The organism is Kineococcus anabasis (genome assembly GCF_054590795.1).
Genome location: NZ_BAAIHU010000001.1, coordinates 287,304 through 301,066 on the forward strand (window position 1 = coordinate 287,304; position 13,763 = coordinate 301,066).

The 13,763-nt window shown below is 75.5% G+C and carries 10 protein-coding genes and 1 pseudogene; 2 read left to right on the forward strand and 9 right to left on the reverse strand.

Annotation, left to right across the window (positions count from 1 at the left end):
- Nucleotides 1-103 precede the first annotated feature (103 nt).
- Both ACYQBY_RS01250 and ACYQBY_RS01255 read left to right on the forward strand, forming a co-directional pair.
- Entirely contained in the window at nt 104-1,777 is a 1,674-nt protein-coding gene (locus ACYQBY_RS01250) for an NAD(P)/FAD-dependent oxidoreductase (RefSeq protein WP_459641991.1), read from the forward strand.
- Complete coding sequence (locus ACYQBY_RS01255) at nt 1,774-3,240, forward strand: ATP-binding protein (protein ID WP_459641992.1); 1,467 nt, start codon at nt 1,774-1,776, stop codon at nt 3,238-3,240. Before ACYQBY_RS01250 ends, ACYQBY_RS01255 begins: the two co-directional genes overlap by 4 nt.
- A 12-nt stretch (nt 3,241-3,252) precedes the next feature.
- Here ACYQBY_RS01255 and ACYQBY_RS01260 read toward each other — a convergent pair whose 3' ends face one another.
- From ACYQBY_RS01260 to ACYQBY_RS01300, 9 genes and pseudogenes are all read right to left on the reverse strand, one after another.
- Nucleotides 3,253-4,230, reverse strand: a complete 978-nt coding sequence (locus ACYQBY_RS01260; RefSeq protein WP_459641993.1) for a helix-turn-helix domain-containing protein — start codon at nt 4,228-4,230, stop codon at nt 3,253-3,255.
- 261 nt (nt 4,231-4,491) lie between these two features.
- The gene (locus ACYQBY_RS01265; RefSeq protein WP_459641994.1) at nt 4,492-7,587 is read right to left on the reverse strand and encodes an endo-1,4-beta-xylanase; all 3,096 of its coding nucleotides are present in this window, start codon (nt 7,585-7,587) and stop codon (nt 4,492-4,494) included.
- Between the two features lie 288 nt (nt 7,588-7,875).
- Entirely contained in the window at nt 7,876-8,832 is a 957-nt protein-coding gene (locus ACYQBY_RS01270) for an AraC-like ligand-binding domain-containing protein (protein WP_459641995.1), read from the reverse strand.
- Nucleotides 8,833-9,030: 198 nt separating this feature from the next.
- A complete protein-coding gene (locus ACYQBY_RS01275) occupies nt 9,031-10,029 on the reverse strand; it encodes an alpha/beta hydrolase (protein ID WP_459642434.1) in 999 nt (332 codons plus the stop codon).
- A 93-nt stretch (nt 10,030-10,122) separates the two neighbouring features.
- Nucleotides 10,123-10,923 (reverse strand): annotated as a pseudogene (locus ACYQBY_RS01280) (alpha/beta hydrolase); the annotation flags it as partial.
- Between the two features lie 136 nt (nt 10,924-11,059).
- On the reverse strand, nt 11,060-11,740 hold the full coding sequence (locus tag ACYQBY_RS01285; RefSeq protein WP_459641996.1) for a DUF305 domain-containing protein: 681 nt from the start codon (nt 11,738-11,740) through the stop codon (nt 11,060-11,062).
- 291 nt (nt 11,741-12,031) lie between these two features.
- Nucleotides 12,032-12,364 carry a GNAT family N-acetyltransferase gene (locus ACYQBY_RS01290; protein WP_459641997.1) on the reverse strand — a complete coding sequence of 111 codons (333 nt, stop codon included), beginning with the start codon at nt 12,362-12,364 and terminating at the stop codon, nt 12,032-12,034.
- Nucleotides 12,365-12,508: 144 nt separating this feature from the next.
- A complete protein-coding gene (locus ACYQBY_RS01295) occupies nt 12,509-13,114 on the reverse strand; it encodes a flavodoxin family protein (RefSeq protein ID WP_459641998.1) in 606 nt (201 codons plus the stop codon).
- A gap of 78 nt (nt 13,115-13,192) precedes the next feature.
- On the reverse strand, nt 13,193-13,705 hold the full coding sequence (locus tag ACYQBY_RS01300) for a DUF4396 domain-containing protein (protein ID WP_459641999.1): 513 nt from the start codon (nt 13,703-13,705) through the stop codon (nt 13,193-13,195).
- Between the last annotated feature and the right edge of the window lie 58 nt (nt 13,706-13,763).

Below are 13,763 nucleotides of genomic sequence, written 5' to 3' on the forward strand. Positions count from 1 at the left end.
CTACCATCCGGAGCGTCCGGGGAACCCCGCACCGGGTGGGGGGAGCCGGCCGAGGAGGCCCCCCCGTGCCCGCGCACCCCACCACCACCCCCCGGCGCGGCGCGTGAGCGCGCGGCGGCCCGTGCTCCTGACCGTCGACGACGACGAGGCGGTCGGCCGCGCCGTCGCGCGCGACCTGCGCCGCCGCTACGGCGACCGGCACCGCGTCGTGCGCGCCCGCTCCGGCCCGGAGGCCCTCGCGGCGCTGGAGGAGCTGACGGTGCGCGGGGAGCGGACCGCCCTGCTGCTGGCCGACCACCGCATGCCGGGCATGACTGGCGTGGAGTTCCTGGAGCACGCCCTCGACCTCGTGCCCACCGCCAGGCGGGTCCTGCTCACCGCCTACGCCGACACCGACGCCGCGATCCGCGCCATCAACGACGTGGACCTGGACCACTACCTCCTCAAGCCGTGGGACCCGCCGGAGGAGAAGCTGTACCCGGTGCTGGACGAGCTCCTCGCGGACTGGGCGGCCAGCACCCGCCCCGCCTTCGACGGGCTCGTCCTGGTGGGGCACCAGTGGTCGCTGCAGACGCAGGAGGCCAAGGAGTTCCTCGCGCGCAACGCGGTGCCCTACCGGCACGTGGACGTGCGCACGGAGGACGCCGCCCGCCTCCTGGCCGCGGCGCACCTCGACGCCTCCCCGGAGGCGCTGCCGGTGGCCTTCCTCCCCGACGGGGGCGTGCTGCCCGCCGCCCGCCCCCGCGAGCTGGCCGAGCGGGTGGGCCTGGCCACCACCGCCGGCCGGCCCTTCTACGACCTGGTGGTCGTCGGCGGGGGCCCCGCGGGCCTGGGCTCGGCGGTCTACGCCGCCAGCGAGGGCCTGCGCACCCTCGTGGTCGAGCGCTCCGCCACCGGCGGGCAGGCCGGGCAGAGCAGCCGCATCGAGAACTACCTCGGCTTCCCCCAGGGCGTCTCCGGTGCGGAGCTGGCCCGCCGGGCCCGCGAGCAGGCCCTGCGCTTCGAGGTGGAGATCGTCACCACCGCCGAGTGCGCCGGCGTCCTGCCGCACGGCGACGGCCGGCAGGTGCGCTTCGCGGACGGCACGTCGGTGGCGGCCCACGCCGTGGTGCTGGCCACGGGCGTCTCCTACCGGCGCCTGCCCGCACCGGGTCTGGCGGAGCTGACCGGGCGCGGGGTGTACTACGGCGCCGCGGCGCACGAGGCGGTGAACTGCGCCGGGCAGACGGTGCACGTCGTCGGCGCGGCGAACTCCGCCGGGCAGGCGGCCCTGTACTTCGCGCGCTTCGCCCAGCGGGTCGTCGTCGTCGCGCGCGGGGAGGACCTGCGGCGCAGCATGAGCGAGTACCTCGTGGCCCGCATCGAGGCCGACCCGGCGATCGAGGTGCGCACCGCGACCGAGGTCGCCGGCGCCCGCGGCTCCGAGCACCTGGAGCAGCTGTGCCTGCGCGACACCCGCACCGGCGCCACGGAGGTCGTGGACGCCGGCTGGCTGTTCGTGTTCATCGGCGCCGAGCCGCACACCGACTGGCTGGGGGAGGAGTTCGTCCGCGACCGGCGCGGTTTCCTCGTCACCGGCCCGGACCTGCTCGACGCGAAGGGGCGGCCGCCGGCCGGCTGGCCGCTGGAGCGCGACCCGTTCCTGCTGGAGTGCAGCGTCCCCGGGGTCTTCGCCGCCGGTGACGTGCGCGCCGCCTCCGTCAAGCGCGTGGCCTCCGCCGTCGGCGAGGGCGCCCTGGCCGTCTCCCACGTGCACCGCTACCTGGAAGGGCTGTGAGCACCGCCGCCCGCTCCGCGGCGCCGCAGGTCGGGGCGGAGGAGCTGCGCTCGCTGTTCCTCTTCGCGCCCCTGCCCGGCGGGCAGCTGGAACACCTCGCGGCGGTGGGGCGCCGGCGCACGTACCCGGCGGGCGCCACCGTCTACACCGAGCAGGACGAGGCGGGTGTGTTCCTCGTGCTGCTCTCCGGGCGCATCCGGCTGCTGCGCACCGTGGCGGGACAGGAGGAGCTCGTCACCGAGACCGACCACCGCGGCGCCTACGCCGGGGCGGTGCGCGCGTTCGTCGAGGAGCCGGACCAGCGCTACCTCAGCACCCTGCGGACGGTGGAGCCCTCCAGCTTCTTCGAGCTGTCCGCCGCGGACTTCGCTGCGTTCATGCACGAGCACCAGCCGATGGCGGTGCACCTGCTGGACGGGTTGTTCCTCGGGGTGCGCGCGCAGGAGGCCACCGTCCGCCAGCGCGAGCACCTGGCGCGCCTGGGCACCCTGTCCGCGCACCTGGCGCACGAGCTGAACAACCCCGCCGCCGCGGCGGTGCGCGCCACCGGGCAGCTGCGCGGGCGCATCGCCGAGCTGCGCCGCAACCTCGCCGGTCTCACCGCCCGTCGCCTGGCCCCGGAGACGCTGGCCCGCCTGGTGGAGCTGCAGGAGCGGGCCGTGGCGGCGGCGGCGACCGGGCGCGAACCCCTCGGCCCGCTGCAGGTCGCCGACGCCGAGGACGAGCTGGCCGACCGCCTCGACGCCCTGGGGGTACCCGACGCCGGTGCCCTGGCCGCGGTGTTCGTCGCCGCGGGCCTGGACGCCGACACCCTGGAGGAGGGGCTGAGCGCACTGGGCGAGCCCGCTGCCGTCCCCGACGCGGCGCACTGGCTGGCCTGCACGCTGGAGAGCGAGGCGCTGCTGGACGAGATCACCGACTCCACCGGCCGCATCTCCGCGCTGGTGGCGGCGGTGAAGCAGTACTCCTACGTCGACACCGCCGCCGTGCAGGAGGTGGACCTGCACACCGGCCTGGACAGCACCCTGGTCATGCTGGGGCACAAGCTGCGCGGGGTGCGGCTCGTGCGCGAGTACGACCGCGCCCTGCCGCGGGTGCAGGCCCACGCCGCGGAGCTGAACCAGGTGTGGACCAACCTCATCGACAACGCCGCCGACGCGATGGGCGGGGAGGGCACCCTGGTGCTGCGCACCCACCGGTGCGACCCGCCGGAGGGCGGCGCGGTGGAGGAGTGGGTGTGCGTGGACGTCGGCGACGACGGGCCCGGCATCCCCGAGGCGGTGCGGGCGCGGGTGTTCGAGGCGTTCTTCACCACCAAGGCGCAGGGTGAGGGCAGCGGCCTCGGGCTGGACAACGCCCGGCGCATCGTGGAGCAGCGGCACGGCGGCGTGCTGTCCTTCGAGACCTCCCCGGCGGGCACGACGTTCCACACCCGCCTGCCCGTGCGGCCGGCCCGCGCCTGAGACCGGGGTTCTTCAGCGCAGTGCCGCCACCGCGCCCGCGCCCTGCCGCGCGAGCCGGCGCCACTCCCGGGGGCTGGTGCCGTGGGCGGCGCGGAAGCGGCGGCTGAAGTGGGCGGCGTCGGCGAAACCGGAGCGCCGCGCGACGGCGGCGACGGTGTCGGCCGTGGTGGTCAGCCGGTGCGCGGCGCGGTCCAGGCGCCGCGCCACGATCCACTCGGCGAGGCCGGTGGCGGTGTGCCCGGCCCACGCGTAGTACAGGCGGCGGACGGAGACGTGGTGCGCCGCGGCGATGCGGGCCGCGCACAGCGACGTCTCGTCCAGGTGCTGCAGGACGTAGCGCTCCACCCGCAGCGGCAGGGTGTCCTCCAGCGCCTGCGCCGCCTGCTCCGCCGTGCCCGCCGCGGTCGTCAGCAGCGTCCGGACGAGGTCGACGGTCACGTCCCCGACCACCCCGGCGCCCGGCGTGCCCTGCAGCGCGGGCAGGGCGGCGTGGGTGCGGGCGACGTGGCGGCGCACCAGGTCCCACACCGGGCTGGCGGCGGGGGTGCGCACCGCGCGCCGCACGAGGCCCTCCGGCAGCCCCAGCTCGTCCAGGCCGATGCCGATGCCGAGGACGTCGGTGCCGTCGGGCCAGGCCATCGTGTGCGGTTCCGTGAGGTCCAGCACGAGCAGTCCGCCGGGCCGGCACTCGTAGGCCTCGCCCGCACCGCGCGTGCCGTGCGCGGCGCCGGCGGCGAGGTGGTGCACGACGATGCGGGCCTCGGAGGTGGCGGCGACCTCCCGCCGTTCCCGGGTGCAGCGCATCGCCGAGCCGCGCGCCTGCATGGCGATGAGCCGGCCGACCCCCCAGGTGGCCACCCAGGTGCGCAGGGACCCCACGGGCGGGGCGCACTCGAAGCGCATGGGCGAGGCCCCGGCCTCGAGGTACTCCTCCATGGCCAGGCGGCGCTGCCGGGCGTCCATGGTGCTCATCTCGAGCAGAGCGGTCACGGTCCTCGTCCCCTCCCCGTCCCGGCGGGCACCGCACCACGGCCGGGGTGGCCGCTGCGGTGCGGCGACGCTAGTGAGGTCGCGAGCCGGGAAGTGGGACGGTTCTGCACGGTGCCGTGCCGGGAGCGCTCCCACACCGCGTCCTGCCGGCGTCCCCGGGCCGTCGCGGCGCCGGGTGGGGCGGTCGCGACGGCGGCGAGCCCCGCACCGTGACCGGTGCGGGGCTCGCTGGCGCAGCGGGCCGGGCGGGCGCCGGGGTGGTCAGCCGCGGGTCCCGCCTGCCCGGGGCGCCGGGACGGTGCGGATCGCCACCGTGCCCTCGAGCGGGGTGCCCTCCACCGTGGAACCGGTGACCAGCAGCTGCGTGTCGCCGCTCGCCACACCGGTCCGGGGAATCCGGACGGTGCAGTCCAGGTCGGCCACGCCGTCCCCGTCGACGTCCCTGCCGGGCCTGCACCCGGCCACGGAGTCCTCGGTGCCGTTCACGCCCACGCGCAGGGTGTCCACGTCGACGTCCGCGACCGGGTCGAACCCGGCCCGGGACAGGACTGTCACCCCGAGCGTGCCCCTGCTCCTGGGGTTGACGACCCCGCGGGAGACCGCCTCGACCGTCACCGGCACGACGAAGGGGTCCGCCGGGAGGGGAGTGGCCCCCAGCACCTCGGTGCCGTCGAGGACGACGACCACGTAGCGGGCCCCGGGCTCGACGTCGTCCTCGTCGAGCCGCAGCGTCGCCCGGTCGCTCCCGAAGGTCGCCGTCGCCACCGGGGCGCCGTTGCTCAGCAGGACCGCCCGACGACCGTCCGGCACGTCCGCCGTGACGGGGATCTCGTGGTGGACGCCCGCACCGCCGACCACGCGTTCGGCCGGACCGAGCCCGATACCCACACCCAGGCTGTCGACGTCCTCGAACGTCCTGTCCGTCACGTACTCGAACAACCTGACGCGGCTGGCCTGCGCATACCCGGCCAGCTCTCCCCGGCCGCCTTCCGCGACGAAGCCGGCGCGGGAGCCGTGCAACGCGTACGTCTCGCCGGTGTCGGCGCTGTGCGTGAACAGCGTCGTCCTCCCGTCCTCGTCCAGCCCGGTGTCGAACCACACCGCCCGATCGAGGTTGTCGTCCCCGACCAGCCTGTCCGAGATGATCGCGTCCGTGTGCACGCGGTCCGGGTGGTCCGCCCGGTGGATGGTGAAGGGCTGGATGAGGCCGCCGTGGACCAGGCTCATCATGGTGAAACCCCGGTACCCGTTCGCGCTCGTGTAGGGCCCCGGCTCACTGCTCTCGGCCTCGGAGAAGAACCACCGCATGTTGTCCTGCACCGGCTCCGGATCGACGACCGTGTTCCCGTCCACGACGACGGGGGTGCCGTAGTAGCCCTGCCGCGCCTCGCTGACGCCGTCGCCCGCCGGCACGGGGTTGAGGCCCTCGTGGGTCAGTGCCCGGCCGGTGTCGTCGCCCGCCACGACGAGGTACGTCGTGGCGTCCTCGATGGCCTCCGCCGCTCGCCACGTGCTCTGGGGCCGGCCGAGGTCCGTGACCCGGGCGGCGGTGAGCGGTGCCCAGGTGTGGTCCCACACGTGCTTCCGCACGGTCGTCCCCGCCAGGTCGCCGTCCGCGACCGGGCGGTCGGTGCTGATCGTGAACCGCGCGCTCCCGTGCCTGGGAGGAGCGGGGTGCTCCGCGCTGGTCGTGGCGGCGGGACGGCCGTCCCGGCGGAACTCCTGGAACAGCGTGAGGTCGCTGCTGCCGTCGCTGAACCGCACGTCGAGGGCGGAGCGGTAGCCGGTGTCGGGGTGGTCGACGTCCTGCTCCCACTCGGCAGACATGTGGCCGAAGTTGATCGTGTACGTCGAGGCGTTGGCCGGCTCGCCCGCCCACGCCGCCGTCACCGTGGCGACGCACGGGTCGCCCGGCCCCACCGCGCAGCCCGGCGAGTCGAGCGAGACCTCGACGTCGAGCTCGTCACCGTGGCCGTGGACGACGTCGTCGGCGGAGAAGTCCACGCTCGGGACGTCGTCGGGGACGTGGACGTCGTACTCCGTCTTCTGCGGATCGAACCGGAAGACCTCACCCCGGTACGTGAAGGACGTGAGCTCGGGCCGTTCCTCCTCGAAACCGAGCCAGCCCTCGGGATCGATCACGGCGCGGTACGCGGGCTTCTCGGTCCACGTGTCCCCGCTCCTCGAGAACAGCAGCGGGAAGAAGTTCGAGCGCCAGCTGTCGGAGTCGCTCGTACCCCAGAAGGACACGCGCGCGATGTGGTCCGAGTACCGCTTCAGGAGCACGAAGAGCTCGGCGTACTTGTCCGCCTGCACCTTCAGCTGCTCCTCGCCGGGAGGCACGGTGCTCCCCGAGTCCTGCGTCCCCGTGATGCTGAGGTCGAGCTCGGTGAGCGAGATCTCCACGCCCGTCGCGATGTAGGTCTGCAGGTTCCGCTCGAGGTTGCCGAGGTCCAGCCTCGTGTTGTAGTGCGCCTGGATGCCGATGCCCTGGATCAGCTTCTTCTCGTCCTCGGGGTGCTCCCTGGCGTACCTGTCGTTGAGCTCCGTCACCATGCTGGCGATGGCGATCGCCTTGTTCGGCAGCTCCAGGTCGTTGAAGTCGTTGTAGTAGAGCACCGCGTCCGGGTCTGCCTCACGCGCGAAGACGAAGGAGTCGTAGACGTAGTCCCACGGGTTCCCGCCCCTGGCGTAGGCGCCGGCCCAGGCGGCCGCCCGGAACTTCGGCTGCTCCAGGGAGCGCAGGGCGTTGCGCCAGTCCGTGGGGTTGTCCGGGTTGTCCCGCATGGCCTCGTTCACGACGTCCCAGGCGTCCACCTCGTACGGGCCGTCGCCGTACCGTCCGGCGATCGTGTGGATGTAGTCCCGGAGCCGGGAGCGAGCCTCCTCGTGGTCCCAGTGGATGGTCATGTCGGAGGTGAGGGTGTTCCGGTCGGCGGACCTGGCCGGCCAGTACCGCGACTGGTTGTGCCACGCCAGCGCGTGCCCGATGGTGGAGAAGCCGGCCTCGTTGGCCCGCGTCAGGACGGCGTCGGCGCTCGCCAGACCGGTGGGGGCACCTGCCGGCCGGCCCGTCGCGGGATCGCCGCTCCAGATGCTGTCGGGTTTCGTGGCGTTCTCCGGTGTGACGGCGTTGTAGTGCTTGAGCATGTGTGCCCACTTCGCGCCGCCGTTGGCCGTCCAGTCGCCGGGGCTGACGGTGGTCCCGACGAGGAAGTGGTCCGCGTAGACGTCCTTGAGGCCGGGGTTCCCCGGCACCCCGGTCGCCGCACCGGCGACCGGTGACGAACCGGTGAGGACGGCAGCCGCCAGGGCCGTGGCCGCCAGTGCTGACCTGCGGGCGTGACTCGTTGTCACCCGGGGGATCCTTTCGTCGTTCGTGGCGGCGCTCCACCACCGTCGGCGGGGGCGGCTGTACCGGGTCCGCTCAGGCCCCTGGGCCCGGGCCCACGGCGAGGTGGCCGGACGGGATGCCCCTGCCGCTGACGCCACGGCGGCGCTGGTCGTCGTGGAGGGCGGGGGCGCGCCAGCCCTCGTGGAGTCCGTCATCGCTGACCGTGTCCATGCCGCCAGCCTGGCAGAAGTTTTATCGTTATACCAGGGTGCGGGCCGGACCCGTCCTCCCGGACGGGGCGGGCACGGGCGTCATCGACCGCCCGGGCCGGCGTGCTCGGCGGCCAGCGCGTCCAGCAGGGCCCCCGGGCTGCGGAAACCCCACCGCGCCGCCGTCGACGCCAGCACCGCCGCACCGGGCAGCGCCGACGCGCCGCCTCCCGCGGTGCCGCGGCGCTCCAGGTCCGCGCGGGCGCCCCGCACCCGCCGCTCGGTGACCAGATCGGCCAGGACGACCCCGCGTCCCTCGGTCAGGCGCCGCAGCCGCTCCGGCGCGACGCCCAGCGCGCGCGCCGCGGACGCCTCGTCGAGGTCCCGCTCGCGCAGGTGCCGTCGCAGGTGCGTGCGCAGCGCGGACCAGAGGACCTGCTCGTCGTCGGGGAGGGAGCGGGGAACCTCCTCCGACAGCACCGAGACGACGAGGGCGCGCGCGAGGTCCACGGTGGCCCGGTGCAGCGCGGGCACCAGCGGCAGCCCGGCGCGCGCGTGCTCGAGCAGGTCGGCGACGTGGTCCCGCACGACGCCGTGCAGCGGGCTGGCCGGCAGCCGCGGCGCCGCCTCGGCGAGGTCGCAGGGCTGCAACCCGAGCGCGTCCGGGGTGAGCTGGTAGCTGCCGGAGACCCCCGGGCCGGACCAGGAGAAGTCGTACGCGCGGGACATGTCGCAGATCCAGAGCGCCCCGGGGACCAGGTCGCGCACCGCGCCGTCCTGGGTCAGCCGGGCGTGCCCGGCGGGTTGCACGGTGAGGCACACCAGGGCCTCGTCGCCGGGGAACACGCCGGTGTCGTGCCGCCACATCCGCATCCCCGTGCCGGAGGCGCGGAACAGCGCGGCGCCCGGCGCGGTCGACCAGGCGCGGTACTCGAACCCCGCGGGGTCCCCGGCCGCGCCGGGGTCGAACCGCGCCGGGTGGGTGCAGCGCCGCACCGCCTCGTGCACCGCGTCGAAGCGGTCGCCGGGCGCCACGGCGGAGCTGTCGAACACGAGCACGGTCGCCTCCTCACCCCGTCCGGGACCTGCGCCGCCCCGGCACCGCGCCGCCGGGGCGGCGCGGTGCTCGCGGTGGCCGGGGCCCTGTCCGGTCCCGGCCACCGCGGCGTCAGCGGGACCTCTCCCCGGCCGCCTGCCGGACCCGGCCGGCCAGGACCCCGAGGGCCGTGGGCAGCCGCACCCCCGCCCGCCGGGGTCTCACGGCGCGCCCACCGGCTCGTCCCGCGGCGTCGCCTGGGCCGGAACCCCGCCGGTGGCCGGGTGCAGCGCGGCGGACAGGACCGCGACGGCCTGCGCGACGGCCGCGCGCGCCGCCGCGGTGCCGCGCAGCGCGTCAAGCATCACGAAGTCGTGGACGGTGCCGAGGTAGCGCACCGCCGTCACCGGCACCCCCGCCTCGCGCAGCCTTGCCGCGTACGCCTCGCCCTCGTCGCGCAGCACGTCCGCCTCGGCGGTGACCACGAGCGCCGGCGGCAGCCCGGCGAGCTGCTCCGTGTTCGCCCGCAGCGGGGACGCGGTGACCTGCGCGCGCTCGGTGTCGTCGCTCGTGTACTGGTCCCAGAACCAGCGCATGCCCTCGCGGGTGAGGAAGTACCCCTGCGCGAACCGCTCGTAGGAGGCGGTGCCGAACGCCGCGTCCGTCACCGGGTAGAACAGCACCTGCTGCACGAACGCCACGGTGCCGCGGTCCTTCGCCAGCAGCGTCAGCGCGGCGGACATGTTGCCGCCCACGGAGTCCCCGGCCACCGCGATGCGGGTGGGGTCGAGGCCGTGCCCGGCGCCTTCCCGCGCCACCCACTCCGCCGCCGCGTACGACTGCTCCAGCGCGACGGGGTAGCGCGCCTCGGGGGAGCGGTCGTACTCGGGGAACACCACGGCGGCGTGCGCGCCGACGGCGAGCTCGCGCACGAGCCGGTCGTGGGTGGCGGCGCTGCCGAACACCCACCCCGCGCCGTGCACGTACACCACCACCGGCAGGGTGCCGGTGGCCCCGCGGGGCCGGACGAGGCGCACCCGCACCGAGCCGGTCGGGCCGCCGGGGACCTCTCGCCACTCCTCGTCCACGTCCCGCTTCGCGACCGGGCCGCCCTGCACCTGCTCGACGGCCGCGCGGCCCTCCTCGACGGGCAGCTGGTACAGGAACGGCGGGGTCGCGGTGGCCGCCACGAACGCCTGCGCCGCCGGCTCCAGGGAGATTCCGTGCGGGTTCGCGGTGCCCGGCGCGACCGGCGCCGCGGCGGTCGCCGGGCCGTGCTCGCGGACGAAGCGCAGCGCGGTGGCCGCGACCTCGCGCCAGCCGGAGTCGATGGTCAGGGAGTGCCCGCGGTCGGGGATCTCGAGGAACTCCGTGACGGCCGGGTTGTGCCGCTGGTGCTCGTAGGCCCCCTCGGTCAGCGCGCGCGGGACGGTGTTGTCCTTCTCCCCGGAGACGATGAGCAGCGGGCCGCGGCCGGGGTTGCGGGTGTCGACGCGGATCTCGGTGAACGGGTTGAGGTTCGCAGCGACGGCCTGGAAGATCGGCACGCCGGACCCGGCGACGTGGAACTCCTCGTAGAGTGCGCGCGCCTCCTCCTCGGGCAGTGCGTTGGCCCAGCCGTAGGAGAACTGCTCGAACGTCAGGGCGATCGCGCGGCCGCGGTTGGCGGGGTTGCCGAGGACCGGCGCCGCCGAGCGGATCGTGGAGACGGGCACCGACAGCACGCCGCGGAACGGGGACGGGTCGATCGCCACGGTGACCGCCGAGAGGCCCTCCCCGGCGAGCTTCTGCGCGATGAGCCCGCCGAAGGAGTGCCCCACGACGGCGGGCCTGCGCGCCAGGCGCCGGACGGCCTCGGCGTGGTGGTCGGTGACCTGCTGCACCATCTTGCGGGCGAACACCTCGGGGGAGCGGCGCGCCTCCGCCACGGTCTCCGGGTCGTCCGGCCAGCCCGGCGCCAGGGTGGCGTAGCCGGCGTCCTCGAACAGCCGGCGCCAGCGGTCCCAGCTGCCGGAGAGCAACCACAGGCCGTGGACGAACAGGACCGGGGTCCTGCCGGAGGCGTTGGCCTCGTCGATCTGGCGCAGTTCCCGCGGGGTCAGGGTGTCGGGCATCTCGTCCTCCTCGCACGGGCCCCGGGCGGGGCCGCCGGCGCCGACGTTAGGAGCCCACCGCGGCCCGGGACCGGTCCCTGTGTGCACGGTCCTGTGCTGTCCGGGCACGGGCCCGCGGCGGCGGTCGCACGCGGCCTCAGAGGCTGGCGTTGATGCGCTCCATCCGCACGATCTCCTCGCCCTGTTCCACGGCCATCCGCCCCGCCACCGCCCTGGCCTCCGGGTCCGAGCCCGCGGCCTCCTGGGCGCGCGCCATCTCCACGGCGGCGCGGTGGTGCTCGATCATGCCGGTGAGGAACAGGCGGTCGAAGTCGGTGCCGCGGGCCCGCTCCAGGGCCGCCATCTCCTCCTCGCTCATCATGCCCATGTCCCCGTGTGCGGCGTGCCCGCCGGGGCCCCGCAGGGGCTCGCCCCAGGCCGTGAGCCAGCGGCGCATGAGCTCGATCTCGGGGCCCTGGGCGTCGAGGATGTCCTGGGCCACGTCCACCACCTCGGGGCTGCCGGCGCGGGTGGCGGCGAGTTCGGCCATCTCCACCGCCCCCTCGTGGTGCACGATCATCCCCTGGGCGAAGGCGGTGTCGGCGGCGTTGTGCCCGGGCGTCGTGGCCGGGGTGGTGGCAGCCGGGGTGGTGGCCGACGGCATGGCCGGGGCGCTGGTGGCCGTCGCGCCGTGGCCGGCGCCGTGCCCGTCCCCCACCTGGGCGGTGGCGTCCTGCGCGGCGCCGTGCCCACCGCCGCAGGCGCTCAGCGCGAGGGTGAGGGCGAGCGCGGCGGCGCGGTTCTGCGGGCGTGCCGCGGCACGTGTGGTCTGGGCCATGGCGGTTTCTCCTCGGGTTTCGCAGGCGGAAGACCGGCGCGCCGGGAGGGTGGGGCCGGGCGCGGCGCGGGTCCGGGAACTCCACGCGGGGACAACCTGGGTCCCGGTGGACGCGGCCGACCGTAGCGGCGCACGGGTGCGGGACGGCCGCCTCGGCGGGGGCCGGTGCGCACCCGGCACACGGACGTGCACGCGCAGCCGCTCCGGGAGCGTGCGGGGGGAGGCGTTGCGGTGCAGCCGGTTCCCGCGGGAGGCGCGGGAGGCGGTCCCGGTGGCGGTGTGGGAGGCGGCTCAGCGCCGCGTCACGGCCGCGAGGTGCTCGGGGCGGACCACGCCGGTGACCCCCGCGAACTCGGGGTGCCTGCGCAGCCAGGCCTTGACGAACGGGCACACGGGGACGACCGTCAGGCCGGCGGCGACGGTGCCGTCGACCGCGGCGCGGGCCAGGGCGGAACCCGCGCCCCGCCCGGCGAACGCGTCGTCCACGACCGTGTGGTAGAGGATCCGCTCGCGCGCGGCGGGGACGTCGAGGTAGTGCGCGGCTCCGGCGACGACGGTGCCGTCGAGGATCTCGTAGCGCTCGCCGGTCACGTCGCGCACGGTGAACCCGTTCCCACCTGCCACGGTTGTCCTCCTCGGTCGGTCCGTGCCGGGAGCGCCCGGCGCGAGCAGGTCAGCGCACCGGGGTGCGGGTGCATTCCCGGGTGGGCGGGTTCGCCGCACCGCCCACCCGGGCCGCGTCACGCCACCGGCATCGCTCTGCCGGGATCACGCCGCCAGGCGGCGGGCGGTGGTGAGGACCCGGGTGACCAGGTGGTCCAGCGCCGCGAGCTCCACGTCGCCCAGGGGGATGTCGTTGCCGGGCCCCGTGACGTGCGAGACGCCGTACGGGTTGCCGTCGGCGAACTTCAGCGGATCGGTGTACCCGGGCGCCACGAGGACGCCGCCGAAGTGGTGGATGCTGTTGTAGAGGGCCAGTAGCGTGGACTCCTGGCCGCCGTGCTGCGTCTGGGTCGCGGTGAACCCCGCGTACACCTTGTCCGCGAGCAGACCCTGGGCCCACTGCGGCCCGAGGGTGTCGAGGAAGACCTTGAACTGCCCGGCGACGTTGCCGAAACGGGTCGGCGAGCCGAACAGCACCGCGTCGGCCCACACCACGTCCTCGGCGGTGGCGGGGGAGGACGCCGCGGCGGCGGCGGTGCGGGCCTGTTCCTCCGTGGCAGGCCTCTCGCCCGGCAGCGCCAGGCGCGGGACGGCCCGCAGCCGGACCTGGGCGCCGGTCTTCTCGGCGGTGGCGACGGCGCGCTCGGCCATCGCGCGGACGGTGCCGGTGGCGGAGTAGTGGATGATCGACAGTCTGACGTCCTCGGGCACGGGTTCCTCCTCGTCGTGGTCCGGCGCTGGTGCCGGGTTCCTCCGGTGGTGCGGTGGGTCGTGCGGTGGCGGTGCGCCTCAGTGGTGGTGCGGGACGACGGCGTGGCCCTTGCCGCGGGCGATGAGGAACCTGTTCACGGGGACCGTCAGCACGAACGCCACGGCCAGGGAGAACGCCAGGGAACCCCAGAACACCCAGCTCGCCAGGCCCGCGTCCATCGCGCCGGGGATGGTGAGCATCAGGACGTTGTCGATGGTCTCCATCGTCACCAGCGAGACGGTGTCGGCGGCCAGGGCGATCCGCAGGGCCCGGCGCAGGTCGAGCCCTGAGCGCAGCAGCGGCACGACGGTGGTGGCGTAGCCGAGGACAAACGCCAGGCCCACGGCGAGGGCGACGCTCGCCGCGTCGCCCCAGCCCCACCAGGTCGCCAGGACCATGCCCAGGACCTCGCCCGCGGCGCAGCCGGTCAGGCAGTGCAGCGTGGCCGACACCGCCAGGCGGGTCAGCTCCCGGCCCGCCGGCGCGGTCGCCGCCGTGCCGGGGGGACCGGCGTGCCCGCCGGTGGCGTGGGTGTGCTTGACGTCGGTCACGGCTCGGCCCTCCGGGCGGCTCGGCGGTCGGGTGGGGGCGCCCACCGCGTGCGGTGCG

Bases quoted from the DNA above. Each gene is read 5' to 3' on its own strand.
- ACYQBY_RS01285 (WP_459641996.1), bottom strand. From the start codon at position 11,740: ATGGCCCAGACCACACGTGCCGCGGCACGCCCGCAGAACCGCGCCGCC.